Source organism: Cognatiyoonia sp. IB215182 (genome assembly GCF_033963905.1).
In the GTDB taxonomy this organism is placed as follows: domain Bacteria; phylum Pseudomonadota; class Alphaproteobacteria; order Rhodobacterales; family Rhodobacteraceae; genus Yoonia.
Window position 1 is genome coordinate 1 of record NZ_JAXBMB010000024.1, and the last position, 25,458, is coordinate 25,458.

Annotated in this window: 18 protein-coding genes and 1 pseudogene; 11 read left to right on the forward strand and 8 right to left on the reverse strand. The window is 53.3% G+C overall.

All coding sequences use genetic code 11. From position 1 onward, the window contains the following. Positions 1-271: 271 nt before the first annotated feature. From SLH47_RS24590 to SLH47_RS24615, 6 genes and pseudogenes are all read left to right on the forward strand, one after another. Complete coding sequence (locus SLH47_RS24590) at positions 272-1,171, forward strand: HNH endonuclease (protein WP_320243574.1); 900 nt, start codon at positions 272-274, stop codon at positions 1,169-1,171. Positions 1,172-1,354: 183 nt separating this feature from the next. Next, positions 1,355-6,262 (forward strand): annotated as a pseudogene (locus SLH47_RS24595) (RecQ family ATP-dependent DNA helicase); the annotation flags it as partial. A gap of 81 nt (positions 6,263-6,343) precedes the next feature. Continuing rightward, entirely contained in the window at positions 6,344-6,730 is a 387-nt protein-coding gene (locus SLH47_RS24600; protein ID WP_320243576.1) for a transposase, read from the forward strand. Continuing rightward, on the forward strand, positions 6,727-7,080 hold the full coding sequence (gene tnpB / locus SLH47_RS24605) for an IS66 family insertion sequence element accessory protein TnpB (RefSeq protein ID WP_320243578.1): 354 nt from the start codon (positions 6,727-6,729) through the stop codon (positions 7,078-7,080). Before SLH47_RS24600 ends, tnpB begins: the two co-directional genes overlap by 4 nt. A gap of 55 nt (positions 7,081-7,135) precedes the next feature. Next, positions 7,136-8,632: an IS66 family transposase gene (tnpC, locus tag SLH47_RS24610; RefSeq protein ID WP_320243580.1), complete on the forward strand. Its 1,497-nt coding sequence runs from the start codon at positions 7,136-7,138 to the stop codon at positions 8,630-8,632. Positions 8,633-8,704: 72 nt separating this feature from the next. Further along, the gene (locus SLH47_RS24615; RefSeq protein WP_320243582.1) at positions 8,705-9,358 is read left to right on the forward strand and encodes a hypothetical protein; all 654 of its coding nucleotides are present in this window, start codon (positions 8,705-8,707) and stop codon (positions 9,356-9,358) included. Between the two features lie 209 nt (positions 9,359-9,567). Here SLH47_RS24615 and SLH47_RS24620 read toward each other — a convergent pair whose 3' ends face one another. From SLH47_RS24620 to SLH47_RS24630, 3 genes are read right to left on the reverse strand one after another with little or no spacing between them, the layout of a single operon-like run. Then, a complete protein-coding gene (locus SLH47_RS24620; protein WP_320243584.1) occupies positions 9,568-11,052 on the reverse strand; it encodes a S8 family serine peptidase in 1,485 nt (494 codons plus the stop codon). Then, entirely contained in the window at positions 11,049-12,020 is a 972-nt protein-coding gene (locus SLH47_RS24625) for a phosphatase PAP2 family protein (protein ID WP_320243586.1), read from the reverse strand. Before SLH47_RS24625 ends, SLH47_RS24620 begins: the two co-directional genes overlap by 4 nt. A gap of 17 nt (positions 12,021-12,037) precedes the next feature. After that, positions 12,038-13,441 (reverse strand): hypothetical protein, encoded by a 1,404-nt coding sequence (locus SLH47_RS24630; RefSeq protein ID WP_320243588.1) that lies wholly within the window; start codon positions 13,439-13,441, stop codon positions 12,038-12,040. A 416-nt stretch (positions 13,442-13,857) separates the two neighbouring features. Here SLH47_RS24630 and SLH47_RS24635 point away from each other — a divergent pair, with 416 nt between their 5' ends. The 4 genes from SLH47_RS24635 (at position 13,858) to SLH47_RS24650 (ending at position 15,624) form a co-directional block, all read left to right on the forward strand. After that, the gene (locus SLH47_RS24635) at positions 13,858-14,220 is read left to right on the forward strand and encodes a hypothetical protein (RefSeq protein WP_320243591.1); all 363 of its coding nucleotides are present in this window, start codon (positions 13,858-13,860) and stop codon (positions 14,218-14,220) included. Positions 14,221-14,826: 606 nt separating this feature from the next. After that, positions 14,827-14,997, forward strand: a complete 171-nt coding sequence (locus SLH47_RS24640; RefSeq protein WP_320243593.1) for a hypothetical protein — start codon at positions 14,827-14,829, stop codon at positions 14,995-14,997. Between the two features lie 57 nt (positions 14,998-15,054). Continuing rightward, positions 15,055-15,288 carry a hypothetical protein gene (locus SLH47_RS24645; protein WP_320243594.1) on the forward strand — a complete coding sequence of 78 codons (234 nt, stop codon included), beginning with the start codon at positions 15,055-15,057 and terminating at the stop codon, positions 15,286-15,288. A 30-nt stretch (positions 15,289-15,318) separates the two neighbouring features. Further along, the gene (locus SLH47_RS24650; protein ID WP_320243596.1) at positions 15,319-15,624 is read left to right on the forward strand and encodes a hypothetical protein; all 306 of its coding nucleotides are present in this window, start codon (positions 15,319-15,321) and stop codon (positions 15,622-15,624) included. Positions 15,625-15,805: 181 nt separating this feature from the next. Here SLH47_RS24650 and SLH47_RS24655 read toward each other — a convergent pair whose 3' ends face one another. Then, positions 15,806-16,129: a hypothetical protein gene (locus tag SLH47_RS24655; RefSeq protein WP_320243598.1), complete on the reverse strand. Its 324-nt coding sequence runs from the start codon at positions 16,127-16,129 to the stop codon at positions 15,806-15,808. A gap of 621 nt (positions 16,130-16,750) precedes the next feature. After that, positions 16,751-18,229 (reverse strand): alpha/beta hydrolase, encoded by a 1,479-nt coding sequence (locus tag SLH47_RS24660; RefSeq protein ID WP_320243600.1) that lies wholly within the window; start codon positions 18,227-18,229, stop codon positions 16,751-16,753. Between the two features lie 168 nt (positions 18,230-18,397). On the opposite strand from SLH47_RS24660, the gene SLH47_RS24665 reads away from it, so the two are divergent. Further along, entirely contained in the window at positions 18,398-19,357 is a 960-nt protein-coding gene (locus tag SLH47_RS24665; protein WP_320243602.1) for a hypothetical protein, read from the forward strand. Positions 19,358-19,517: 160 nt separating this feature from the next. Here the strand turns inward: SLH47_RS24665 and SLH47_RS24670 are convergent, their stop codons facing one another. The 3 genes from SLH47_RS24670 to SLH47_RS24680 all read right to left on the reverse strand — a co-directional run bounded on the left by SLH47_RS24670 (position 19,518) and on the right by SLH47_RS24680 (position 25,457). Further along, positions 19,518-20,162 carry a hypothetical protein gene (locus SLH47_RS24670; protein ID WP_320243604.1) on the reverse strand — a complete coding sequence of 215 codons (645 nt, stop codon included), beginning with the start codon at positions 20,160-20,162 and terminating at the stop codon, positions 19,518-19,520. A 553-nt stretch (positions 20,163-20,715) separates the two neighbouring features. Continuing rightward, positions 20,716-23,148, reverse strand: coding sequence for a DUF4238 domain-containing protein (locus tag SLH47_RS24675; protein WP_320243605.1), 2,433 nt, complete (start codon positions 23,146-23,148; stop codon positions 20,716-20,718). Between the two features lie 524 nt (positions 23,149-23,672). Then, a complete protein-coding gene (locus SLH47_RS24680) occupies positions 23,673-25,457 on the reverse strand; it encodes a TniQ family protein (RefSeq protein WP_320243608.1) in 1,785 nt (594 codons plus the stop codon). Position 25,458: the final 1 nt, after the last annotated feature.

The window sequence follows — 25,458 nt, forward strand, 5'->3', positions numbered from 1 at the left end:
ATCACATTCGAGGAGCGAGCTATGAAAGCTTAAGGTGCCGTCCACGAAACCGGCAGCAGGCCACGTTGGCTGAACCCCACATTCGCTCATCGCAATTTGTCGTGCTGAATCCGCGAGCTCTTATGGCGCAAGGTGCATGGAAACATGTTTCATAAAACGGGCAACTTGTTTCCATTCATCCAGGATCATCAGTTTCGCATCACGCTCTTCGCCGCAATTCGCATGGCTTGATGGGTTGGCAGCCTGATCCTTTGCGGTCATCTTCGAAATCATGGGATTTGGCGTTTTTATCCACCGAACTGACTCCATTTATGACGACGTGCCGTCGGAGCGATATCAGTTTCCAAAACAGTACCTGACCCGCGTTCAGCAATGTGAGGGTGACTGGATTGTATATCTCGAACCCAGCAAGGTCAGAAACACCAAGGGCTATTTCGCTGTCGCCAAAGTCCAGGAGATCATCCCTGATTCCAGGGAAGCAGACATGCACTTGGCGGTAATTGAACCGGGCACATATCTCGACTTTGGCGATCCAGTACCGTTTCGCCATGAGCACGAGGTTGTCGAGCAGGGTCTGCTCAATGATTTCGGTAAGATCTCCGGACGGGCTCAGGCTGCGGTTCGGCCACTGTCACCGACTGATTTCGCCCGGATCGTCCAGCTAGGTCTTGGGACAGATCATGACATCTTACCTCGGATCGGTCTGGCCAGTGAAACTGGCGGCTTCAAAGAAGACCAAACCCCTTTTCAGTTGCCAGCCGCCAGAGAACGGATCAATCAACTGACCAACAGAGCGGTGCGCGACCGCAACTTCCGCAAAACAGTTCTCCGCGCTTACGGCGAGCGCTGCGCGATCACGGGTTTGCGCCTTATCAACGGTGGTGGACGCGCAGAGGTGGAAGCTGCACATATCCGGCCGGTTGAACACGACGGTCCCGATATCATCAGCAATGGCATCGCATTGTCTGGTACGGCTCATTGGATGTTCGACAGGGGACTTGTTGGCTTGTCGGATGATTTGTCGGTTATGGTTTCGAGACAGACCAACGATCCGGATGCGGTGAAGTCGATGATCAATGCGTCAGGCAAGCTTTTGGTGCCGGAGAGGGCTGCCGAACGACCACGAGCAGAGTTCGTGTCGTGGCATCGTGAGAACTGTTTCAAGCAGTAGCGGTAAACCAAGCCAAATCTGAGCTTCGAACGGCCACCCTCGGATTTAGACCCGAACGAAGCTATTGAAATACGTTCGTTGCGCGGTTCGACCTGCATTCTGCAGCAATAACGTTCTAGTTGCACACATCCTAAGATTTGTATTCCATCTTGCTAAATGATTGACTCAGATACTTTATATTCAATGCCTGAGAAGCATCGCGCTTTTTTGAAGCGGTCTTTGTCGATTGATTTAGAAGTCAATCCAAAGACGGCTCGGATCTTCGCGTTCGCGGCGGCTCCATTCGACCAAAGCCCATCAATTGTCTCGAAAGAGGAACGGATTGAAGCAGGGTTTGATCGGTTGGAACAGGCACTTAATGGCATTGAACATCCGATTGGCCATAACTTCCTGCAACACGATATGGCGCATCTTTTGGCGCGACGACCACGCCTGGCCCGGATCATGCAGGCACCCATTGATACACTTTGGCTGAACCCGCTCGCCTTTCCGCGCAATCCCTATCATCACTTAGTCAAGCACTACCATGACGGGCGGTTGCAGGCAGGGCACCTGAATGATCCGGAGCTTGATGCAAAGTTGGTCTTTCAGGTTTTGGCGAACCAGTTGGAGGCCTTCGATCAGCTCAACCGAGACACGCCTGATGCAATGTTGGCTTATCACTGGCTCACAACGCGTGGGGATCTATCGCCCGGATTTGACGCCGTGTTCGGTCACGTAAGAGGAACGGAGAGGCCAACGCAGCCGGAGGCGCTTGCGGCTATAGGCCGTCTGGTCAGGAACAAGGTTTGCGAGAAACGCCTTGAACAGGTCTACAGTCGCCTGGATGACGCTAACATAGGTTGGCCGATGGCTTATGCGTTGTCTTGGATCTCCGTCGCAGGTGGCGATTCCGTTATGCCGCCGTGGGTTCGCGCCCAGTTCAAGGAAGCGTCTCTCATCGTACGGCATCTCCGCGATACCTCTTGCAAGAATCCGAGCTGCAAGTGGTGCGCCGAGCAAAGTGAACCAGTTGCAGCACTCCGGAGGTGGTTTGGGTTCGAAGCATTCAGACAAAAACCACAAGATGCTAGCGGGCAGTCTCTGCAGGAACGCATCGTTGATGAGGCCATGGGCGGGAGCAGCGTTTTGGGTATCCTGCCAACAGGCACCGGTAAATCCGTTTGCTATCAGATCCCGGCGCTAACTAAATTTGACAAGACAGGTGCCCTGTCCGTCGTGATATCACCACTTGTGGCGCTCATGTCTGACCAGGTGCAAGGCATGGAGCGCGCTGGCATCTCATCGTCGGTAACCGTCAATGGCATGATGTCCATGCCGGAACGTCAGGACGCGCTGGAGAAAGTCCGTATGGGCGATGCGTGCATCCTGATTATCTCCCCGGAGCAGCTTCGTAGTACCTCGATACGTACCACGTTAAAACAACGCGAAATCGGCCTATGGGTTCTTGATGAGGCCCACTGCATCTCAAAATGGGGACATGATTTTAGGCCCGACTAACGCTATGTCTCGCGTTTCATAAAAGAGTTCTCTGGCGATGCGCCTGCACCCATCCTTTGCTTGACCGCCACGGCGAAGCCTGAGGTCGTGCGCGATATTTCCGAGCATTTCAGAAGCCGTGTCGGCACTGACCTGATTTTGCTGGACGGTGGAGCAGCCCGCCACAACCTTGCATTTGATGTACAGCCAACGCGACGAGAAACAAAGCTGGGTGACGTTTATGATGTGATTTCAGAGATGCTGCCGCAAGACGGGAGATCAGGCGCTGTCGTTTATTGTTCCAGCCGGAAATCGACGGAACGTGTTGCTGGATTTCTAGCGCATCAGGGGATGGCAACGGCGCATTTCCATGCTGGGCTCAGCCCTGATGAAAAGAAAGATATCCAAGAGAAATTTCGTGTCGGCGAATTGCGCATTATTGCAGCCACAAATGCGTTTGGCATGGGGATCGATAAGCCGGACATTCGTCTTGTGGTCCATTGCGATATTCCGGGATCGCTCGAAAACTACCTGCAAGAGGCTGGGCGTGCCGGGCGTGACCGAGAGGATGCAAATTGCGTTCTTCTTTACGCGGTCGATGACGTGGAGCGGCAGTTTCAACTATCGGCCCGGTCGCGACTTGCGCGCCATGAGATTGGTGCAATCCTGAAGGCGATCCGGCGGATTGATGAACGCACGGGAAAGACCGGAAAAGTCGTGGCGACCTCCGGGGAAATCGTCTTGGAAGAAAAGGACCGGGATTTCCAGCGGGACAGCACAACCGACGACACACGGGTCAAAACGGCAGTGTCCTGGCTAGAAGAGGCAAAGCTGCTTTCACGGGAAGAAAATCGCGTTCAGGTTTATCCATCATCGTTGACAATCAGCACTGTCGTCGAGGCAGAGCGCAAATTGAATGCGGTGCAGATGACTCAGACCCGGCGCAAGGCTTTGTTGGCTATCGTGCAACATTTGATCGATGCACCCGCCGACGAAGGTATTTCCACTGATCGGCTTTGTGGGGTTAGCGGCCTGTTGCCGAAAGAGCTGAACAAGGCGATGGCGGACTTGGAGACCTTTGGGATCGCGCGCAACGACATGGCCGTCACGATATTTGTACATGTCGGCGTTGAGGGGCATTCCTCTGCGCGTTTTGCCGCCGCAGCTGAGCTCGAAAAGAGCTTGATCGGCGTCATGCGCGAAGCTGCGCCCGATACGGGGCAGTCCGAAGTTGTTTCACTGCACTTGTCTGAGATGTGCCAGCACCTCCGCGACAAAGATCACAAGGGCGCACGTCCGGATGTCGTAGAGCGTCTGCTGCGCGGCATTGCACGAGATGGCAGAGAGCAAGACGGCGGGCTCGGAAATCTGAGTATCAGAAAGGCGTCGCGCAATGCGCTATCGGTTACACTCAATCGGTCGTGGGGCATCATTGACCAAACGGCCGAAGTTCGCAGGAAAGCTGCTGTGAGCCTGCTTGAATTTTTGACAGGTCTGGTGCCCGGCGGCACACGCGGTAAGGACCTTCAGGTCGAAACAACAGTCGGTGATCTTCTTCAAGTGATCACCGAAGATATCGAACTCAAAACGATCGGCATCCGCGATATGACAAAGCTGCTTGAACGCGCTTTGTTGTGGTTGCATGAGCAAAGCATTGTCACGCTTGGCAAGGGGCTAACGGTTTTCCGGCCAGCGATGACCGTTTACCTCAACCGCGAGGCAGCCCGCTTCACGCAGGCGCACTTCGCGCCGCTCGAAGAGCATTATGCGGAACAGACCATGCAGACGTATGTCATGGCGGCTTACGCAGAACGTGGCTTGGTCGAAATAGACGAAGCGCAGAAATTGTCAGCGGATTATTTCACCAGTGACAATGATACGTTTCTAGACCGCTGGATGCCGGGCAAAACCCGCGAAATTAAGCGACAGACCACAAGTGCCTCTTGGGAGGCGATTGTTGATGTGCTGGGAAATCCAGCGCAGCAAAAGATTGTCACTGACGCACGTGAGCAAACAAGCGTTCTTGTCCTTGCCGGGCCAGGCTCTGGCAAGACGCGGGTGCTTGTCCACCGGATCGCATATCTGCTGCGCATAAAGCGTGAAGAAGCGCGGGGGATATTGGTCCTGACTTACAACCGTCATGCCGCAACGGAAGTGAAGGCGCGCTTGCGCAATCTGGTGGGTGATGACGCGAACGGGGTGACAATCTCGACCTGCCACGCCTTGGCCATGCGTTTGGTCGGGGCCAGCTTTGCGGGTGGGCGATCCGATGAGCATGATTTTGATGCCGTGATCTTGGAGGCGATCGACCAGTTAAAAGGCGAAGGCCTGAGTGCCAGCGATGCAGAGGCGCAGCGGGATGCGCTGATCCAGGGTTACCGCTGGATCCTTGTCGATGAATATCAGGACATCGGGCCACATGAGTACGAGTTGATTTCAGCCGTCGCTGGACGTTCGTTTGTCGATCCCGACCTCAAGCTAAGCCTGTTTGCCGTTGGCGATGACGATCAGAATATCTACGCCTTCAAAGGTGCGTCGATTAAATACATCCGCAAGTTCGATGAAGACTACAGCGCACGCCCAGCCTTCCTGATCGAAAACTATCGATCAACCCAGGCCATCATCACAGCGGCAAATGCGGTGATCCGGCCCGGCAAAGACCGCATGAAGGCAGAACATGACATCACCGTCAATCGTAGCAGGCAGTCAGCACCTGCTGGTGGTGCAATGGCCCAACATGACGCCGTGGCGCAGGGTCGGGTTCAGCTTTTGGACTGTGCCGCCGGGGAAATACCTCATGCCATTGCGGCGGTTGATGAACTTGTCCGCATATCAAAGCTGGATCGTGAATTTCGATGGGATCGGACCGCAATCATAGCGCGTGAATGGAAGCGGCTGGGTCCTGTGCGTTCCTACGCTGAAAAGCTGGACATACTGGTTGAGTTAGCAAACGAGGCCTTGCCCAGCATCTGGCGCCTGAGGGAGATGCAAACCCTCGTTGCGGATATGCGGCAGGATCCAGGCATGCTGCTGTCGATTGAAGCGATCATTGGGTTGTTGAACAAGCAGCCCAGAAACCGCTGGATCGATATCATCGCCGAAGGCATCGCAGCACTTGCGCGCGAGCTCGGCAAAGGCACGATGCCAGCCCTTGATGCCATCGAATGGTTGGCCGAGTGGTCACGGGATACGCGCGGCGACCAACGTGGTTTGCTTTTGCTCAGCGCCCATCGTGCGAAGGGACTGGAATTCGATCATGTCATCATTCTGGATGGTGGCTGGCAAGCGAAGTCAGACAATGAAGATGCGGATGCGCCGAGGCGTCTTTTCTATGTGGCCATGACCCGTGCGCAAAAGACCTTGGCACTGACGACCACCGGTCAACACCTATTCCTCAAACCGGAAGGGGATAGTGTCATCCGGCGGTCGATTGCGGCCGACATGCGCGCAGAATTACCGACCGCTAAGCATTACCAGTTGCCGGACACAGCGTCGGTCGATCTGTCCTTTGCAGGACGTTTGGGTCAACACCACCCTGCGCACCGTGCCATCGCCGCAGCGAAGGTGGGGGATGAAATCCGATTGATCCATCGTGATGGTCGATGGACTGTAAGCGGTGCGCCGGCCCCACACTTACGGCATAACGCCTGATCTGCGATTCAGAGACTTCTTTGATTTGTGGGGAGTTTCTCGATGGGAGCTACAAGCGAGTTTCTGGCAAGGGTACCTCGTCGTGCGGATGGCAAGCGGAATTGGCCGCCTGAGTTGAAGGCGCGGATCGTGGCAGAGACGTTGATTGAAGGCGAGACTGTCAACGCCGTTGCCAAACGGTATGAGTTGATCCCGAGCACGGTGTCTGATTGGCGTCGGATGGCACGACAGGGCAAGCTGGTTCTGCCAAGTTTGGACGGCATGAACTTTGTGCCAGTTGAGATCGAGGCTCCTGCGCCTTTGGCCGAACCTCTGCCTGCCGCGTCCTCCCGCACAATTGATGTGATCAGAGGCAACGTCATTGTTCGTCTTGATGGGGCAACGCCAGCCGCGCGGATCGCGGAGATCGCAGGAGCTTTGGGCAAGTGATCACACCGTCCCACAAGGTCCGTATTTATGTGGCCAGTGATCCGGTGGACTTCCGCAAGGGCCATGACGGGCTGGCTGCGCTGGTGCAGAATCAACTGCGCCAGAAGCCATTTGATGGGTCGGTTTATGTCTTCCGCGCCAAGCGGGCAGATCGGCTGAAGCTCATCTATTGGGACGGTAGCGGGCTGGTGATGGCGTACAAACGGCTGGAGGATAACAGCTTCACATGGCCCGCCATTAAGAACGGGGTGATGCGGTTGGAACCGGCCCAGTTTGAGGCGTTGTTTGCGGGTCTGGATTGGCGACGGGTGCGGCCGTTGGAGGTGGCAGCTCCGGCTGCGGCGGAGTGACTCACAGGGGCGTTTGCGCGGGTTATTCTGCCCTTGTTTTGTTATGGCCCCGGGCATGAGTGTGCCCGATGAATTGCCAAATGACATTGCCGAATTGAAGGCAATCATCCGCGCGCAACAGGATCAGAATGCGCGGCTTGAGGCGCTGGTCGCGTCCTTCAAGAAAGCCCTCTTCGGAAGCAAATCCGAGAAGATTGATCCCGCCCAGTATGAGCTGGAACTCGAAGACATCGAGACCGCCATCGCCCAGGTTGAAGCCGAGATTGACGCCGACGAACGCACCGCGCCGGTCCGCCCCCCGAAGCCGCGCAAGACAAATCGCGGATCATTGCCCAAGCATCTGGAACGGGTCGAGGAGCTCATCGAACCTGACCTCTCCTGCGCTTGCGGGGCGGAGCGTCATGTCATCGGCGAGGATGTCAGCGAACGGCTGGATATCATTCCCGCGCAGTTCCGGGTGATCGTCACCCGTCGCCCCAAATACGCGTGCCGGTCTTGCGAAGGCGGGATCACACAAGCTCCGGCGCCAGCCCACATCATCGCAGGCGGCATGCCGACTGAGGCAACGCTCGCCCATGTGCTCGTCTCAAAATATGCGGACCACTTGCCGCTCTATCGGCAGGCGCAAATCTACAGCCGCCAAGGGATCGAGCTGGATCGTTCGACCTTGGCCGCATGGGTGGGCAAGTCGGCCTTCGAATTGACCCCTGTCTATGATGCCCTGATGGCTGATCTGAAGCGCTCCACCAAGCTCTTCATGGACGAAACACCCGCACCGGTTCTGGCGCCGGGGCGCAAAAGCACCAAAACAGGATACTTCTGGGCGCTGGCCCGTGATGACAGGCCATGGGGTGGCGATGACCCACCTGGCGTGGCGTTCACCTACGCGCCAGGACGATCTGGTCAGCACGCAGACATCATTTTGAAGGGCTTCAGCGGCATCCTGCAGGTCGATGGCTATGCTGGCTATAACCGCTTGCTCAAACGACCGACGCAAGATGTGACACTGGCCTACTGCTGGGCGCATGCTCGTCGCAAACTGCATGAGGTCACCCAGTCCAGTACTGCCCCGATTGCGCAGGAAGGTCTGGCCCAAATCCAAGCACTCTATCGCATCGAAAAAGACCTGCGCGGCCTGCCTGCCGACCAACGCCACGCCGCACGGCAAGAGCGCTCAAAACCCATCATCGATACCTTCGAGCTCTGGCTCGCCCAAAACCGCGCACGCGTCTCAAGCAAATCTCCAACAGGGGAGGCCCTGAAGTACATCGCCAAATACTGGGACGGGCTGATCCTGTTCCTCGACGACGGTCGCATCGAACTCGACAATAATTCCGTTGAACGAACCATCCGCCCCATCGCTCTGAACCGCAAAAACGCGCTCTTTGCAGGTCACGATGCTGGGGCACAAAACTGGGCCATCATCGCGTCCCTGATCGAAACATGCAAACTCAACGGCATCGAACCGCATCGCTATTTGTCTGGTGTTCTGACTGCCATCGCAGGCGGGCACAAACAGACCAACATCGATCAGTTATTGCCTTGGAACTAAGCCAGACAGGTGTGAACGCCGCACCGCTTACGATGGACTTTGGAGAACCTGGAAGGTCGACCGCTGGGGCGCATGGCTAAGGCATGGCAACCCCCGGCAGGGCATGTCTTTGTGGCGGGACACGTCGGTGCGGTCATTCACTGGGGTAAGGCGGATAATGACACAGACTTTGTTCATTACCTAAATCGCGACAATTGGGAAACGGTATTGCCCGAAATGACCTTCGAATTGGAGAGATCGTCAAGCAGCACCTCGGCAGTGATTAACGTCAGCAATCCCGCCCAAGTCGCGCCCATAGATAGTGTTTCCGAACGCATTAGCGTTGAGATGGGCGCGGTCGAACCATCAAAACCGAACGATGCGGACGATATCCCCTTGGATACTTTGAGAGAAATCGTTGCAAGTGCCGTTGCCAACACGAAGACATGGGGTGAGCTTGCTGAGCGGTTAAGTGACAGCAACATCAAACTTGTACCAAAAGGTGGGGGCTTGGTGGTCAGTAATTCAGACACCGATGAAGAACTCTGCAAGCTATCAGCACTTAAGTTTAGCTATATTAATCTGATCCGTCACTACGGTGAGGGTTTTCCAAGGCACACTGCGACATGGCTCGTTGAGCGTGCTTTGAAAGATGAATACGTGCCAAACGGTCGCAAACGGCCGAAGAGGAAAAAAAACATTGGAAAGCAGTCGAGTGGGGACGATTTCGATCTGATTGAAGACTAGCCAAGGTCCGCTTCAATATGCGCAGTGAACCAATTGATTGCAGTGAAAACCACCCAATCCAGCCGCTCGGAAGATTGGAAGTTTTTTGCGACAGCAAGATTCTGAAGCTGTAACCTCGACAGGTCAGTGCCATGGACGGCCGCTAGGGTCGCCGCAGCAAATGTGAAGCGATAGTCGGTTCACCAAGAGAATAGTATTTATGACCAATTTCAATGATCCCGTTTTCTGAACAAGCGATAGGCTAGGCCCAAGTCCAGCATTTTTGCCAAGTCGCCAGACACGTCGTCAGGTTCCCTAGCTGGACGTGACAAATTCAGCTTTTCTGGTGGGATGAGGCTGGCAAGCCCACCTGCGATTGCTGCTGAAGCTGATGTTCCCGCGAACCGGCAAAACAGTGAGGCTATTTCGTAATGCTCTCCTTCTGGCGAGGGCACGTATTCGTAGGAGGCAGGATTATACCCGAACCGCCCTGGAAGATCGGTGGCGATGATGTCTCGAGGAGGATACAAACCCGTTGCCTTCGGGCTGCCAAGCTCTTTGTCGATAGCCTCCCAAGGATCTATCTTTTGTTCAGAAGTATCGAAGCGCGGCAATTCGGTACTTAGCGTTCGGATCATCCATTGGGACATATCCTGACCATCGGAGGTTTGTTTCAGACCAATAGCAGTCTCGAAATCAGGGGAATAGCTCAGGTCGTTAACAATGACCTCAGTGTCGGTGTAATACCTTTCGCATGCCCCCACTGCCCATGGACCCTGCGTTTTGGAACTTAATGATGCAGGGTATACCAATTTCTCCAAGTCTTCATTGCCGGCTGCGCAAAATACGAGACTTCCTTCGCAAAGACTAAGAAACGCCTGTTCAAGGTCTTCCCAGATCGTCCCACGCCAGTCTTGAGGCCTTTCCCACGAGTCGGCGATAACGACAACTGCAGGAGAGACGGCTCGCGCGTATTGAATCGCATTGATTAGCATCTCGGGTCGTGGTGACGCTGACACCGAGATAGGTACGATCTCACAGAAGGGATTCATTCCCGTGTAGGGCAACTCCACACATTGGCGGATCACCGACTTGTCGTAGAAACCATCCTCGCGACCATGAAAGAATGCGGGTTCGCGCAGATTGATCGTTGTCGGTCTTGCACCTATCAGGCCAGCCACGGCGGTGCCATGAGCTCCAAAAACTTGCAACTCGCTCATTTTTAGTAATTCATTGTTGTGCTTGTTGGCGTCGATCCACGTTCGCTCGCTGGCAATTGCGGCTGACAAGTCAGGATCTATTGCCTCAACAGCAAGTTCAATATTCTCTCTTTCAACGTCGTTGTGTGGCACAACTCTTGTATCGAGAACGGCGAACGCTCCCAAGTCGAACCTACTAAAGTCCCGCATTAGTGATTTATTGATAGTATCTTTGAGATTTGGGTGATTGTAATCGACCGGCGTGTCAATAATTACGACGCGCATGGGTGGGTGTTTGGCATCGTCTGTATAGGCTTTTGCTTCGTCCCAAGCTGCGCTGACATAGTTTTCAAGGTCGCCTACTACGCCCAACTCTTTTAAATGCCAAAGCGAATGGAATGCAGGGCGAAAGCCCGTGCCGGACGGGTGGCAGTAGTAGTCAGAGTGCTCGTCGACGTACTGCAGTTCATCGTCAGCGGAATATATAGGTTTCGGATGTCTTAGATCGCTGTTCATACGAAATAGCCCTCCCCCAACCATTCTGCGCGTACCGCACGGATCCGGTCTTCAAGTATGATTTCAAACATTGGGGCGCAAAGACGCGCAAGTAACTGACCTGCTTCTGTATCTGATGGAACGTGAAGTCCTGCGTACTCTCGGTTCGTCGCAACCTCTTTCGCTGCACTAAAAAGTGCCTCGCCACCTGGATGTTCTGGCACAGCGCGTGTGAATACTTCGGCAATCAAAAAAGACTGAAAAGCATGGTTGGATGGGTAAGAGGAAAACGCGGGAACCGGAATGAACGGCTCCAGCGAAGGATTAAGCACATGCGGTCGTGGAGCATTAAAGCGCTCCTTGTATAGCAGGCCGATTAAGCTTCCAAGCCAAAGAATGGTTTGGAACATTGCCGCTGTCTGGCCACCTGGTGTGGTCACATCCGCACCGAGTGGCAACATGAATGCTGTTAAGTCATTGCTGGCCTCGACGCGTATGCGCTCCCGTCGATACCCTTGATCCGGCTCGCGGAGTCTATTCTGTAACTCAATGAGTTTGACTGCTTCGTCGAGCCTTTGTTGAACCGCTGGAGGTGGGGGAAACACATCAGGTGGGAAACGGTCCCATTCGAAATCTCTCTGAAGTTCGTATAGGCGCGTGAGTTCTCGCCAAGGAACCTCGATCCCAGGCCAATTGAGACCATCAGAACTTGAGGCGTAAGAACTTGAGTCGTATGCAGATTTGTGAAGACTCTTGTGCAGGCTCTTATGGAGCGATTTGTGTAGGGACTTATGCAGCGCCTTGTGCAAAAGTCCTCCGCCAACACCTGTCGTGCTCTGCCTAGTTATCGGCGGCGGTTCTGATGGGTCGCCTAGGCGAGATCGCAGGTCTAGTCGGTCATTATCGACCAAAAGCCACCCATTCTTCAATATTTCCCAGACATCAGTCGTGCAATCGATTGGTTCGGGCGGTTCGCATTCGTCTGTCATGCTGTCTTCCTATTTATTCAAACAATTCCGCTTCGCTGAAAGCTTGCAACCAGTGCTGTGCTTAGATTGCGCGGAGTGCGGCGAGACATGCTCTCCGTCCAACCACCCATGTCATAATCGGGGCGCAGCGATCGAATGCGCGAGTGCATTCTCAGCGCATCCTTCTGGTTCTCTATCAATGCGAAACCGGCCATCGCATATCGCAGGGCACCGATAAATCTCGGCTTACGCATCAACGCACGGTTGGCGAACATGAGCGATGTGCGGTAGTCGCCACGTGCCATGGCTAGCATCGATCCTGTGACATCGTAGGTGTAGCGCCAAGGACTGCTAGCACCAACTTTTTGGCAGCGTTGAAAAGCCGCCTCTGCACCATTGAGGTCCCCTCGCATCATTCTTAATACTGCTAGGTGATCGAGGTTGAGCGCAAGGGTTGGTGCACGAGCATAGGAGCCTTCGAGAAACTGCTCCGCCAAATCGTTTTCGCCAAGCAACATATGAGCCGAGTATCCCGCGAGGCTCTGCCATAGAGGTAACATCGGATTAGCGTTTGGGACCTCGGATATCAGTTCGCAAAGAGTTTCTGGCGTGATGCATGGCGCCATTTCGACACCCTCGTTTTCCTTGAAAACCTGTGCGAATAATCTGAGGCATTCAAACACCTTCGGCGCTCCAGCCTCAATCATTCTTTCAATCTGCTCTTCGGTTCTACGAATGAGTTCGTCATTCAAAGAAAAAAGAGCGGTGATGGCAGTCCAAGGAAATAAGTCAGGCGCATCGGACGAAACTCTGCATGTTGCAAGATGTTCTAGCAGTGTCTCGGTTGCAACGGCCGCTTGGTCTTCCGAGGACGTGTGGAAGGCATCTACTGGCTCTGACACCCAGACAATTCGTTGTGAGCCAGCCTCTCGAAGTCGCAGTGACACTTGCAAACGACCGTCACGGTGCTCTGATAAGGGCTGAAGTAGGTGCGTTGGACCTGTTCCGGTCTCGATTGGCAAATGCACCGACTCTACATCAAAGCCCCGCATGTCATGTATGTCCAACTCTGTCGTTTGGGACACAGAGCGAGCAATTGAGTCGAGAACAGAATTTGTGCGAACCAATTCTGCACTGTTCAGACCAGCATGGATTGTCGGCAAAAAGCCTAAAGCCATTGGCCGCAATGAGGAGGATGACAGGTGAGCGGATGTGTAAATCTTCGATTGTGACTGCTCGTCGAGAAGTTCATTCTCGCTTCGCTTCTCACGAAGCCAATCTTCGAACCCCTCGCAATCAAGAAGTTGAAGGTCTAGACCTTCCAAGTATGTCGCACCCGAAGTTTTGCTTCGGTCCAAAGAAATGTGACTAGGTGACAATGACACAACATTGCGGTCGGCTTTAACAACATTACCTCCCAGTGCGGCGAGATCCTTCTTCAAGAGGTAAATGACTGTTCGCAAGTTGGCATTGGACTTTGATAGAGTCACAGAACCCCAGAACATATCTTGAAGGTTTCGCCGCGACTTAGTCTGACCCCGCGCTTCCAAGAGTACGGCAAGTATTGCTTGACGCAAAGGACTACTCGGAGTGATGTCCGCACCCGAGAGAAGATTCAAACGAAAGGGTCCGTAGACTTGCGCTATCGCCTTAATCGCGCCATCTCGTGTTCCAATCCTCAAGTTATCTAGGTCACCGTCCAATTTCAGCTCCCAGACAGTTCTTTGCTCTTGGCGGGCTTCGAGAGGCGAAGATAGAGGAAAAGCTTCGTATTTTCAGTGCGATGACGATCTGATGATGGACGCCAACTAAACCTCTCCGCACGCATCAAGTTAGCGTGAAACCAATGGAGAGAAAAATGACAAAAATTCACAAACACCAACATAAGTCCAAGGGCTCCTTGGCAACTAGCGTCAAAGCTATGGCATCAATGCTACTACTATCGGCGACTCCAATCAACGCAAACGCTCAACAGTATGGCTCATGCCAACCTGCGTACTCCATGGCCTGCCAAAATCTGCGAAGTACAGATACCGGCGACTATTACAATCGAATTCAGTCGCAAAACGCCGAGCGGCAATACCAAGAGTATCTTCGTCGCAATGACTATCAAAACGGCGTCGGGCAGGGCAACGGCCCAACGGGCAATATCACGGGCGGAATAACAGCCGACGGTGGCGGTGCATGGGTTGGCCACCAATGGCAATGGTCCACACAGTAGTCTCAAAAAGCATTTGAGGAGTATAGAAAATGAACAGCTATAGAATTTCGACAACTGTGTGTGCTTCCGCCTTAGCTATGTGTGTCCTGGTTCCGGCGCAAGTAGTCGCACAGAATGAAACGGTTCCGGCTCAGCTGGACGAGGTCGAACTAAGCACACAAGTTTACAATGTCGAGTCGCTCCGCTTGCCACCTACCGACGGAGTCATTCAAATATCTGGAGACCGGATATGGGACTCGTTCTTTCTTTCCGCTGAACGGATCGAATTCGATCCGGGGGCAACTCTCATCTTCTCTTCGGAAGCGATAGCGCAGCGGGGCAATCTCTACATCATGGCCAACGAAATCATCTCTGTCGACCAAAGTAACCCGGGCACTATAACCTGGGCCGCGAGCCCACTGGCAGTACCGCCTGATCGTGGGAGTGCCACAAGCGCCGGAGGATATCCCGGCGACGAGCGTACTGGAAAACCAGGTGCTCCAGGTGGCGCGGGAAATCAGGGATATTCTGGCACCGACGGTCCGTCGTTGACGATGGTGGTCGGCAATCCGACAAGCCCTATTATCGTCGAGCTTGCTGGTCAGCCAGGCGGCCAAGGCGGGCGCGGTGAAACTGGGGGACGCGGTGGTGTCGGAGGTAACGGGCGCAGTGCGTCACAATCGGCTTTCGATTGCAGGCGGGGTGCCGGTGACGGTGCACGCGGCGGTAATGGTGGAGATGGCGGCTCTGGAGGAACAGGGGGCACGGGAGGCGACGGCGGAACATTTGTTTTGGTGACCTCCGAGGATGAACTTGCACTTGCTACTACACTCTTGCGAGTTCGGTTAGGGCAAGGTGCAGGGGGTTCTGGTGGTGTCGCAGGAAATCCGGGGCCGGGTGGTGACGGCGGTCGTGGTGGAGCTCAGCAACTGCCGTACTGCCGTGGTAACGGCGCTAACGGACAACCTGGTCAGCCCGGTGGGGCGGGTAGTCAGGGCGCTACCGGAACGGCAGGTCAACCAGGCGACTTCATCATTGGTGGACTTTCAAATGATGATCTTGCGCAGATTCTTCAAGATGAATGAATAACTTGGAACCTGGCTATCACGTTACTTAAGAATGGATGGTAGCCAAATCGGCATCCGGCGTTATACGTTGGGTGCCTTTGCTTCCACCCCGCAAAAGAGCATTGATGAGTTGGCCTTTCCGGTCAGGGTTAGGTTTGCGGTGCCCGAGCGTAGGTTTGGCATGCGCCGGGACGCAATACATGCCTGGCTCGGCACGGAAGTTGGGATGGGTTTCTACGCCGTCTATTCATCAAGGGGTACAGCGACCGATGCATTGGGTATCTATCTGCGAGACATTGAAAGTGCACGGGCGCTCATCACGGCCTTTCCAGACCTGATACTTGCTGACGGAACCTAATGCCGCGCCTACTTCCCCTAGACATTAGTCTTTGTTGAACGAGCGCCCGCATTCTCAAACTGGCTTTTCGGCACTGCCAAGATCAAAGAAATTTCTTAGCGCTAGGATTGACTTCAACTATAGCCTTCTGCGTTCGCCTGTTTCCTCGGAAAGCGATTGGGCCCCATCGACGTTCAATTGCCTAGCTGCAGTGCTCAGCCAGGATATGCTGGCGCCACGTCGTCGCATCATTTTCATAGAACTCTTCGGAACGCTCGTTGCCCGCAAGCAGCGTCCATGTGCCTCGTGCCTTCTCATACCACCGCGGAGGTGCGCTGTTGATCAAGCGACCATAGTATTCGATACTAAACGTGAGGGAGCATTCTCGACCAGTTTCGTTGGTCATTGTTAGCACAGCGCTAGTTCCATTATCTTGAAAACTCACATCAGCAGTTTGTGCTGTTGCCGGTAATGCCAGCAGACATACTCCTAGAAGAGAGACGAAAAAGTTGTCTTTGATATTCAAGGTATTTTCCTTTATAGGTGGGTGGGCAAGGTCTGCGAAGGAATCTAAATCCTAAGACAATGCCGATTGAAGATGACCAAAGTTTGCCGTCTTCTACGAGAGATACAAACCACGTCCTTCGTGTTGACGCGCGGTTAGTCTACTTCGAGAATGCAAACGTCCGCCTGAACAGTTACTTCGATTGGCCGGCCCCAATTTCTGTATGAAACTACGACAGTCTGACCTGAGTCTGTGCTCGAAACGCTATTTATCACTGCCCATGGGCAACCAACACCTGCACAAGTCGCTTGTGGCTCACGGAAAAAGGCACCTGAGTCTGCCCATTTCTCAGGCATTGGCAACTGAACTCGAATGTTTGGCTGCCTTTCCGCCCATCCGCCGCAGTTGTCAGAGCAGTGACGGTCTTGCGAAGTGTGAATTACGGATTCTGAAAAGAGGCAAGATATGCCTGCTGCTGCTGGTTGCGCAAATAGGTTTGCCATTGCGAGACCAACGAAAGCGATATGTTTCATTTTTTAGTGTCCTTTCCTCTAGGTGTGCCGAAACTAGAAGAAAGACGTGAGGCTTTTCACCCCCCAATTGGGGGGCGAAGGCTCTCCTATATCAATGTGAAGGCCTCTTTTAGCCGTTTTCTTCAACTATATCCAAGACCTTTTCTAAGTTGTTAGCTCGCAAGATGTGGCCCGCATGGTCTATCTCTGTTAGCTCAGCATTAGGCATGGCTTTTGCAAGTCTACGGATTGATTGAATCTCATCCCAACTGTTAGCAGTTCCATGGCAAACGTGGACATGGCAGCTCAGGGTTAGAAATTCTGACTCGGTCACATAAAAACCCGCGTGTGCATCCATCTTTAGAAATGCAGGCGAATTCTGGTAGTAATGCATATAGGCTTCCAGTGCGCGAGGTTGCTCAAATTCCACTTGCATCGCGCGACCATCAGCACTGTCCGGCGGAAAAATCCTGTCATTCATCCGGCGAAACCGAATTGGATCTTGATGCAGGCGCAGCATCTGATCCACATAAATGCTTACAACTGCAGGGTTTTTGAGCACCATCTGTGAAAAACTACTCAAGAAGCGAGCAAGTAGAGTGCTGTTCCGAGGAGGTTGAAAAGTCATGGAGGCGAGGATTAGCTTCTGCACCAAATCTGGATGTCTGTTGGCAAAGCGAATGGCATTATTTCCGCCAGAGCTTAACCCAAGAACAGGTGCATCTTTTCCAGCAAGCATGGCCTTGGTCAGGGCTAGACCCGCAATGGCGTGCTCGTGAAATGCATCAGGCGTTAGCGTCCGAGCATGGGGATCAAGCACTCCGTGCCGCAGGGGAATAAGCAGCCGAAGCCGTCTTTTTGAGATGGCGCTGACAATATGTTCTCCCCAATAGGGAGGAATCGAAGAGACAGCGACCACCACAGGCCTTGCGCTGAGCGCTCCAATATCAAGAACGCGATGTGTGCGCCCCTGTTCGTCCAACATCTGCAGTACGCGAGAGTCTTCAGGCAGGTATCTACCTTGATAAATCTTGAGCGCTGTCGAACTTGGAGCAGGATCTGACGCAATGATGGAAGAGTTGATGGCAATGAGGAGGCGTCCAAGGACCGCGCTGACTAGTTCGGTTTGTCCAGCAAGGTTCAGTTTTTGGCAGACCGCCTTAATATAACCGCGTTTCGTCTCGTACCCTATACCGTCGGACATGGCCGCTCCGCGCGGGCTTTGACCGACAATGAGCTGTTGCAAGACCCTCATTTCGGAAGCCGCTAACTGTATCTCAGGCCATTCATCCGTTACAAAGTCAGTAAATGCTCGTTTTGAGATCACAAGAAGGCGGCCGCTCCAATTTGCGAGTCCAAAGCAAACAATGAGATGAGCACTGGTCAAGCTACCGCGACCAGCAAGATCTCCTGCCTCTGATATAGCCGCCTCGATCTCAACTGGCGCAGGCAACTCCAACAACAAGCTTCCGCCATCCTTTAGCGTAAATGCGCTTACAAATACAGAATGCCCCAGAGAAATTTGAGACTTGCCGACTTTACCAACACGAACGCCTTGTAAAAGAGCATGAAGAGACGCCTGTTCGGAACCACCCAGAACATCCAGCATTGCATTGGGTGGACTTACGACCGCCTCCGGTTTTTCTTGATGCCATGGTAGATTCAGCGTGATATTCCATTTGCGTATTTGGCTGCGCGCGGATGAGCGAGCTCAACTTCAGATTAGCGGCAAGGGGCGGCTATGACAATTGTGGGCATAGGACGTAGCCGACTAATCATGATCTTGTTTTTTGGGGTTGCTTTGCTTGCAGCTTGGGAACTTACCACCATCCGACCAAAGGGCAAAAGGGTTGAAATTGACTGCCAGCAATGTGGCCCAGAACGATTTTTTTTGCTTTACGCCGGTAGTGGCAATCACGATGCGAAAAATCTACGAGATCTCATCATTGTAGTGCATGGCTTTGGAAGTACCGCAGAACGTACTATCGCGACTACACGTGGGCGATATGAGGAGCTCGCATTGTCTGGAAATGCTGTTGTCGTCCATGCGCAGAGTGAGAAAACGAGCGCAAACTGGTTTATTGGAGACCTAGGATCAATTCCGAATTACGATGGAACACCCCCACCTCCAAAAATTGACGATTTTGCTTATTTCGATGCGCTTTGGGCAGAAGCCCTCTTGCTTTACCCGTTTCTGGAAAGGGTCCACCTCATAGGCATGTCTCGTGGGGCAATGGCCAGCTACGCCCTAACCTGTGCGCAACGTCTTCCAGTCGCCAGCTTGACAGCATTTACAATGCCAATGCCTGAAATGGCCGTCGCCGATTGCGCGGGTGTGTCAGGTGTGGATTTTACACTCGTGAATGGCACACGCGATCAATTGGTGCCCTTTTATGGCGGAGCAATTCAAGTGCCTTGGCTTGCCTTCGCAGGCGAAAGACAGTTTGGGCAAGTAACCGAAACTGACGATACGCTCCTGCGATGGACGGCCTTCAACGGCTGCAATCGCTATGATGTTCAACGTCACGAGCAAAATGAAGTGCGAGACGGTACAATCGTTGTAACAAGGCTTTGGTTAAACTGCGCCGCTGGGACTGTTGCTCACATAAGAATAGTCGGCGGCGGTCATCGCTGGGACAATGAAAGATGGAATCCTTTGGCATGGGCCATTTTGGGTAGGACGTCCCGTGAAGCCATTGACGCAGGTCCCTTCGCGGTTGAACTGACTGACTATTAGTACCGCCGTGTTTCGAAGTCGTGGACACGCGGCCCATACCGGTCGCACGATGCGACATTGGATTTCTGCGGGTGCAGCCTGCTAAGGAGCCATTCGTTCTGATAATGAGTGCTCTGGCACTTTCTGCGTGAACCAGTTGGTTTGGCCAGCGTTGGCTTCTTTAATTCGTCGAAAACTGCATCGCTCGCTCATATTCACGAAGGGCCATATCGAACCGTTCATTAAAGCCTTCTGGTAAGTCGAATGGGAATGTCCAATGGACTATCAACGGCTCTTCCAGCGTTCCCCCGTGATCTGTGTCAATCATCTCGACCATTTCATCTAGCTTTTCTGGAATTTCGGCTAACCGAGCGGCGTTAGGGCCTACAGCATTCTTCAGCACTTGCCGAATTGACTCACCTTCTTCGGGCAGCTGCGCAAAGTATAAAGACTCCTCGAAATCGACTATTGCGGCTAGTGCATCACGGATCAGGATACAGACGTCATGCATCTCCTCTAAATCGGCCGGTTCGCCCGGCTCTCCCCAACTGGCCGTCAGCCGGTCCATGAGCCCCGTGAGGGGGCCGACAAGGTTTGACATTATATGAGTACGTTCGACCATCCAGCCGATAAATTGATCCTCTTCCACACGTGGTTGCGGATTGAAGTAATGGCCTGCCTGAAGGTTTTTGAGACGCTTGAACTGCGGTTTATTGAGGTGTCGCATGAGCTCCGCAACAAATCGCCATTCCCAACCATCCGGCTTATCAATAACGATACGTTGAACGATTGCGGGGTAGCCTGCGAGGAAATCTAGCTGTGCCATCTCGGTCTCAAAGCGGATACGATCTCCGCGAGTACCTAGTTCTCGTGCTGCTCGTTCCTCCAAGCAAAAAGCAGCTCAACTGTGTAACTGAGTTCATCGCGATCTATCAGCCCGTGGCAGTTTCGGCATAGCCAGATTCCGTTCGTGATGGCAGCACGCGCAACGTCAGACATTGAAGCAACGTAGCGCGCGGAGCCTGGCTTCGCGCCTGCAATATGTGCCGCCTCGCCAATGAGCGTTGCTTTCTCCGGATCGCTATTTGGGCCAACTGTCTGTGCTCCGCAATCGGGGTTTGAACACTGAAAGCGTGCCCGTCGAGCGAGTGTATCGACTGTCGTCTTAGAAAAATCAGGCGCCGGCATGTTATTTGCCCTTTAAATCGCTAACGAAAATCGCAAGCGGTGAGTGAAAATTCTTGGCATAGCTTTTGCGTAATTTGAAGGCGAACCACTGAGCGCGCCGATATGAGATTAGAGTTTAGCGCGCACATATCACGTCGAAGCGCCTTAGTCGGCCAGCCTGAAATATACGTTCACGACGAGCGATCAATATCTCACAGATTTTCACCACTCTTTTTCAGGAAGAGCGCCATTGGAACGCTATGCATATGATGCTCTGAGCTGGACATCAAGAGGAGCCGATTGATCGTGCTATCATAGATACCGCCTTCGGGAAACGCACACTCAACCAGAAAATTCTGACGATGGTAGCCCGTTTTCTCCATGGCTTGCATGTAGACATCATGTCCCTTCACGCAACTTGCCAAAAGATGTTTCTCGAAGTTGGGTTTTTGACCTCTATGCTCCACTTTCGACAGATAAGAAAACATCTTTCGGAGCAGCGTGACATGAGGCTGGGGCATCCCATTTTGCCACCATTCAACTACCTCGATGGGGTTCTGAAGCAACGGTAGTGGCGAAGCTTCAAGCACGCCTGCCACATCATTGAGATGATGCCCCTCCTGTTTTCCACGTGCTAAGATTGCAAGCTTGAGTTCGTTCCATCGCATTACATTGTCGGTCACGATGGTTGCGCCTGTTGCCTGTGCCACGTACATCGACATCTCGAAGTTGGGCGCAAGTTTGAACATTTGAAGCTGCCCGTCTTCCTCACCCGGCAACGTAGCTTCCGTTTGCAAAACCGCATAGGGATCTCGCTCCTTCATCGCTTTCAACGAACTGAGAACTGCCTCCACTTCTTCGTCTGACGATTCCGGCGAGAGCCGTCTGATCTGCGCTCGCTGTCCTTCGTCAGAAATCTGAAAAAGACTGCGCTTCATTTCCTCTTCTTGGAAAACACGCATCTCTTCGTCGACCTCCAAAATTGGCCGGAGCAACTGCCCACGTTCTTCGGCCAAACGCATAGTTTGGTCGCGAAGATTGTAGTCGAAGTCCCAAGGGTCCGGAAAAAGGTTCACCAAGCCCACATCGATTAGCGGCATAAGTTGAAACATCATAAGTATGCATTTGAGGACTTCCTGGCGATAAGCTTGAGGGTGTTTGACCGGGCTAAATTTCTCATTCATCGCGCGTGCGTTCACGAAAGGATGCTGAACAAGAATTTCATCAAACAATAACGAGCTGCCGAGTGCTGCCTCTGCGATCTTACTTGGGTGCAGCATTCCTGTGTAGACGGCACGTGAGGTCCCGTCGGGCTTTGGTAGCAGCGTCAGAAGGTCCGTTTCCAACGGCCACAACGCTTCGTACACCGAATAAATTTTGCTGATTTTCTCGTCGGTGATGGTGCGACGAACATTCGTCCAGTCTGCATCCGGTCGAAGCTCCAAAATGTTCTCGATGCCCCGGAACAGTGCTTGGTTTCTCTCACGTATGCTCATCTGATCCCAGGCTGGACGCAAGTGGTCTGGCTTCGTTTTACAGCAGTCACCAAAGGTTTTGCCTGAACCGCAACCACACCGGCTACCTGACCGGAGCTTCCCCTTGGGAGGTTCAACCTTCAAAAACTCTCGCTCTTTTTCTCCGCGTCCAAACTCGTCCTGGTAGACAACCTCGCCGCTTTCGAACTTCACAAAGGTTTCACCACCAAAGTGGAACAGTTCATCAGATGGAGGCAATAACACCTGCCGAGCCGCCTTCCACTGCTTACTTCCTGTGACTGGTTCGGGCAGCCATTCCTTTTTACCAGCAGCGACATATCGAAGGGCTCGTGAACGTATGATCTGGTTTACGGCCTCTACTTCGGCCGAGGTCAACGCGCGGCTTCTTATGAAAGCGTCTGTTCGCACCATCGTATTGCGAAACCGCCCAGCAAAAGTCCGTTTCTGCATCGGATCGCAATCAGGATCTTGTGCGTACTCAAGGTTTGTCAGGATCAAGCAGTGATCCCGATCAAGCGGGAATAGAGTTTGCGTGCCTTTCAGTTCGATGCCTGGGTCGATAATCTCTGAGCAAAGTTTTGATCCGGGATGAGCGGCCTGGTTAAAAACAGTGACCGGATGGTCGGAAAAAATGAACTTTGTTTCCGACTCGCTCGCGGACACGATTTCGCGAACGCCTTCCGTCCAAATGGTGCAATGCATCATTCGCAGCGCTTGCATTTCCATCATTAGCTCGTTCTGGGAAAGGAATGGATACTGAGATTGGAGCCAAGCCAAGCCTTTAGGGGTCCGCAGTTTCTGGGTGTCAATGTACTCGAAAAAAGCCATGAAGTTCTCATGGCACTCGGTCGGGTTGCCCTTGGCGAAGGCTCTGACTGCCGGCGCCCCACGCGTATCGACATCTCCAAAGAGCTTTCTCTCGATTTCGTCGTTCACTGTCGTTCCGAAGAAGGTTGAATACAGGTCTCTCTTCACGAACGCTCGCGACGGAGGCGCCTCGTGCAGGCTGTTCTTAAAGCCTTTGGAACCATCTGATCTGATGAACTGCTCGGGTGCTAAATCTAGATAGGCCAGCGTGGTTTTGCCTGCCTCCCAAAAGTCTTTCTGATACCACTCAGGTACATAGTGATTGTTTCGTGTCTTTGACATAACACCAACTGTGGTGCCGTTGAGTGTTGCTGGCAATGGCTGGGTCTATCTGGACCACCAACGTCTTCCTGCAGAGAATGATTCACTGGGTCGAGTGACCGCTTTGCGACCTCGCTTCACATTTCTTCGCACCTGCGGCCAATGACGGCTTCCCGCCCCGGGTGCCGAATCCACGACCGGCTGGCCGCACCTATCGGGGCAGTTTTTCGAAACGAACAAAAAGGCCAGTTCTATAAAACAGAAGGCCCCAAAACTCGCCAAAATGGTGGAGGTTGCGCTATTACCCGACAAAGGTTGCAAGTCTCGCCGGACAAGTTGCGACTCATGCCGGACGGCACAACTGTGGCGTCCGGCTTAAATCGGAGTCTGGCGAATTTCTAACCTGCTGATAACGAATGAATATTTTTGAAACAACCATTTAGAGTTGAAGTTTTGTCCGGGCAAAACGTGACTCCGGCCTGTGAGCAGACAAAGAAAAAGCCGCTCAAGGCGGCGCGATTGTCGGCAAGTTTTGGGGAGAAATGTCAGTCCAGCAAATCGGAACGATGGAAGATGGGAACACCGCCACTTTCGGGAACGGGCTCGATTTTCTTCGATATGATCATCTCGCAAACTTCTTTCTCATGTATGTCAAGATGCCGTGCCGCCGTTCTTACCGTCTGGCACTCATTCAAAAAGCGATCGAGCACAATCCGGCTGATGTACTTCAGTGAACGGCGCGGATGGCCTGGCGGAGAGGGAAAGCTTGGCAACAGATGCGATTCTCGCAACGATTTCAATTCGCCGAACGACAGGCCGAGCAGATTGTACAACTCTCTCGGACCCACGTGGTCGTCCGTGAAAATTCTCATGGCGTCACGCAGTTCATCACGATTGATCCGGATTGCGGCAAAGCCAGTGGACCCTTGAACACGAACCGAATTTGGCAACTGGCCACCAATGAGCAACCTGGTGATTTGTGCCGTTGTAGGCCCCAATTGGAAGCAGGCCTCAGGAAGCGAAAAATATCCGTCTGGTTCGGCCTCGGCGAGTCGGCTAGCGTTTCTATCTATCAGCACTAGAAGTCGGTCCAGATCGGATGGCAGGAATCGGCGCTTTTTGTGACTGCGGCTCCGCATTCTGGAGATCACGCCATCATCGACCAAGGACTCGAACCCCTTGATGCCGATATTCAGCTTTGTCGCGCTCTTCGTTGAGTCGAGGCTGTCGACGACAGCATTGATGTATCGGCGGCAACGTCCCATATGAGCCCGCAGATCTCGGGTTTGTGGTAAGCCGGACGGAGGGAGCAGGCGTTCCCTTTGCAGTGCCTTGCGGACCCAAACCACAGGTCTTTTGTTCTGCTGTGCAAGTGTCGCAATTTGGGCGTTCACATAATGCTGTTCTGCCGATGCAGACGCCACGCTTGCCAGATGATACCGCCCCTGATGAGAACAAATCTTTTGCATAAGATGTCGAAAGATCGTCCGTTCTGGCGGTTTTGCTGATTGCGCAGCCCACTTCTGAACCCAAACAGCGCTCAGTCTCACACGGTGACGGATCAAGGCAGCATCAATCTCTGCTTCCAGTTTTTCGAACCCGACTAGCGTCGCTTTAAGGCCAATGTCGATGAGGCCGCGGCGCGATGATATGTCTGTGTTTTCGGGTCGCAGTGCGCCACTCTCAAGAAACAGCCCAATCCCGAAACACCATGCTTCCAAAACATCCATCTGAGTTTGCCCGAGCCAGGGGCAGATGGGTATCCCTGTGGCAAGCAGTTCAAGTGCTGCGCTTTCAAAGTCGGATGGTGTTTGCTGGATTTGCTGGTCAGGGAGTTGATGCAGGAATTTCAGGTCGAGGTCCGCGCGAAGCAGATGGTCGTAGCAACTGGTATAGTCTTCATAAGGCAAAGTGATTAGTGCGAGGTCATGCTTGACACATGTTGATATCGTCTTCGGCAACCATGTGTCGCGGATATGAAGCTGATGCCTTGCAACAGATAAATCCTGTTCCCAGCATGCGGGGCAAACTGAAAGATCTGCCTTTCGGATCGACCGGCTCAATAATCGCTGTCCATTCAAATGGGCAAACTTCCGTCTCTCGTGGCAAGGCGAATGCGTCAGCAAAGTCTCGGCCGGAGATTTTATGAGCTTGGCGAGCTTCGTCAGTTCGGATGTGTCTCCGGCGCAAATGGCCGCTTTGGACAGTCCAACGGCGCTGCAAAACTCAGCTGTCGTATCCGACGCATTACTATGTGTGTTTCTGGCAAGGATTGAGAATCCTGGTTCGCCGGCCAGGGCCGGTCTTGCGACTGGTAGCGTTGTGATCATT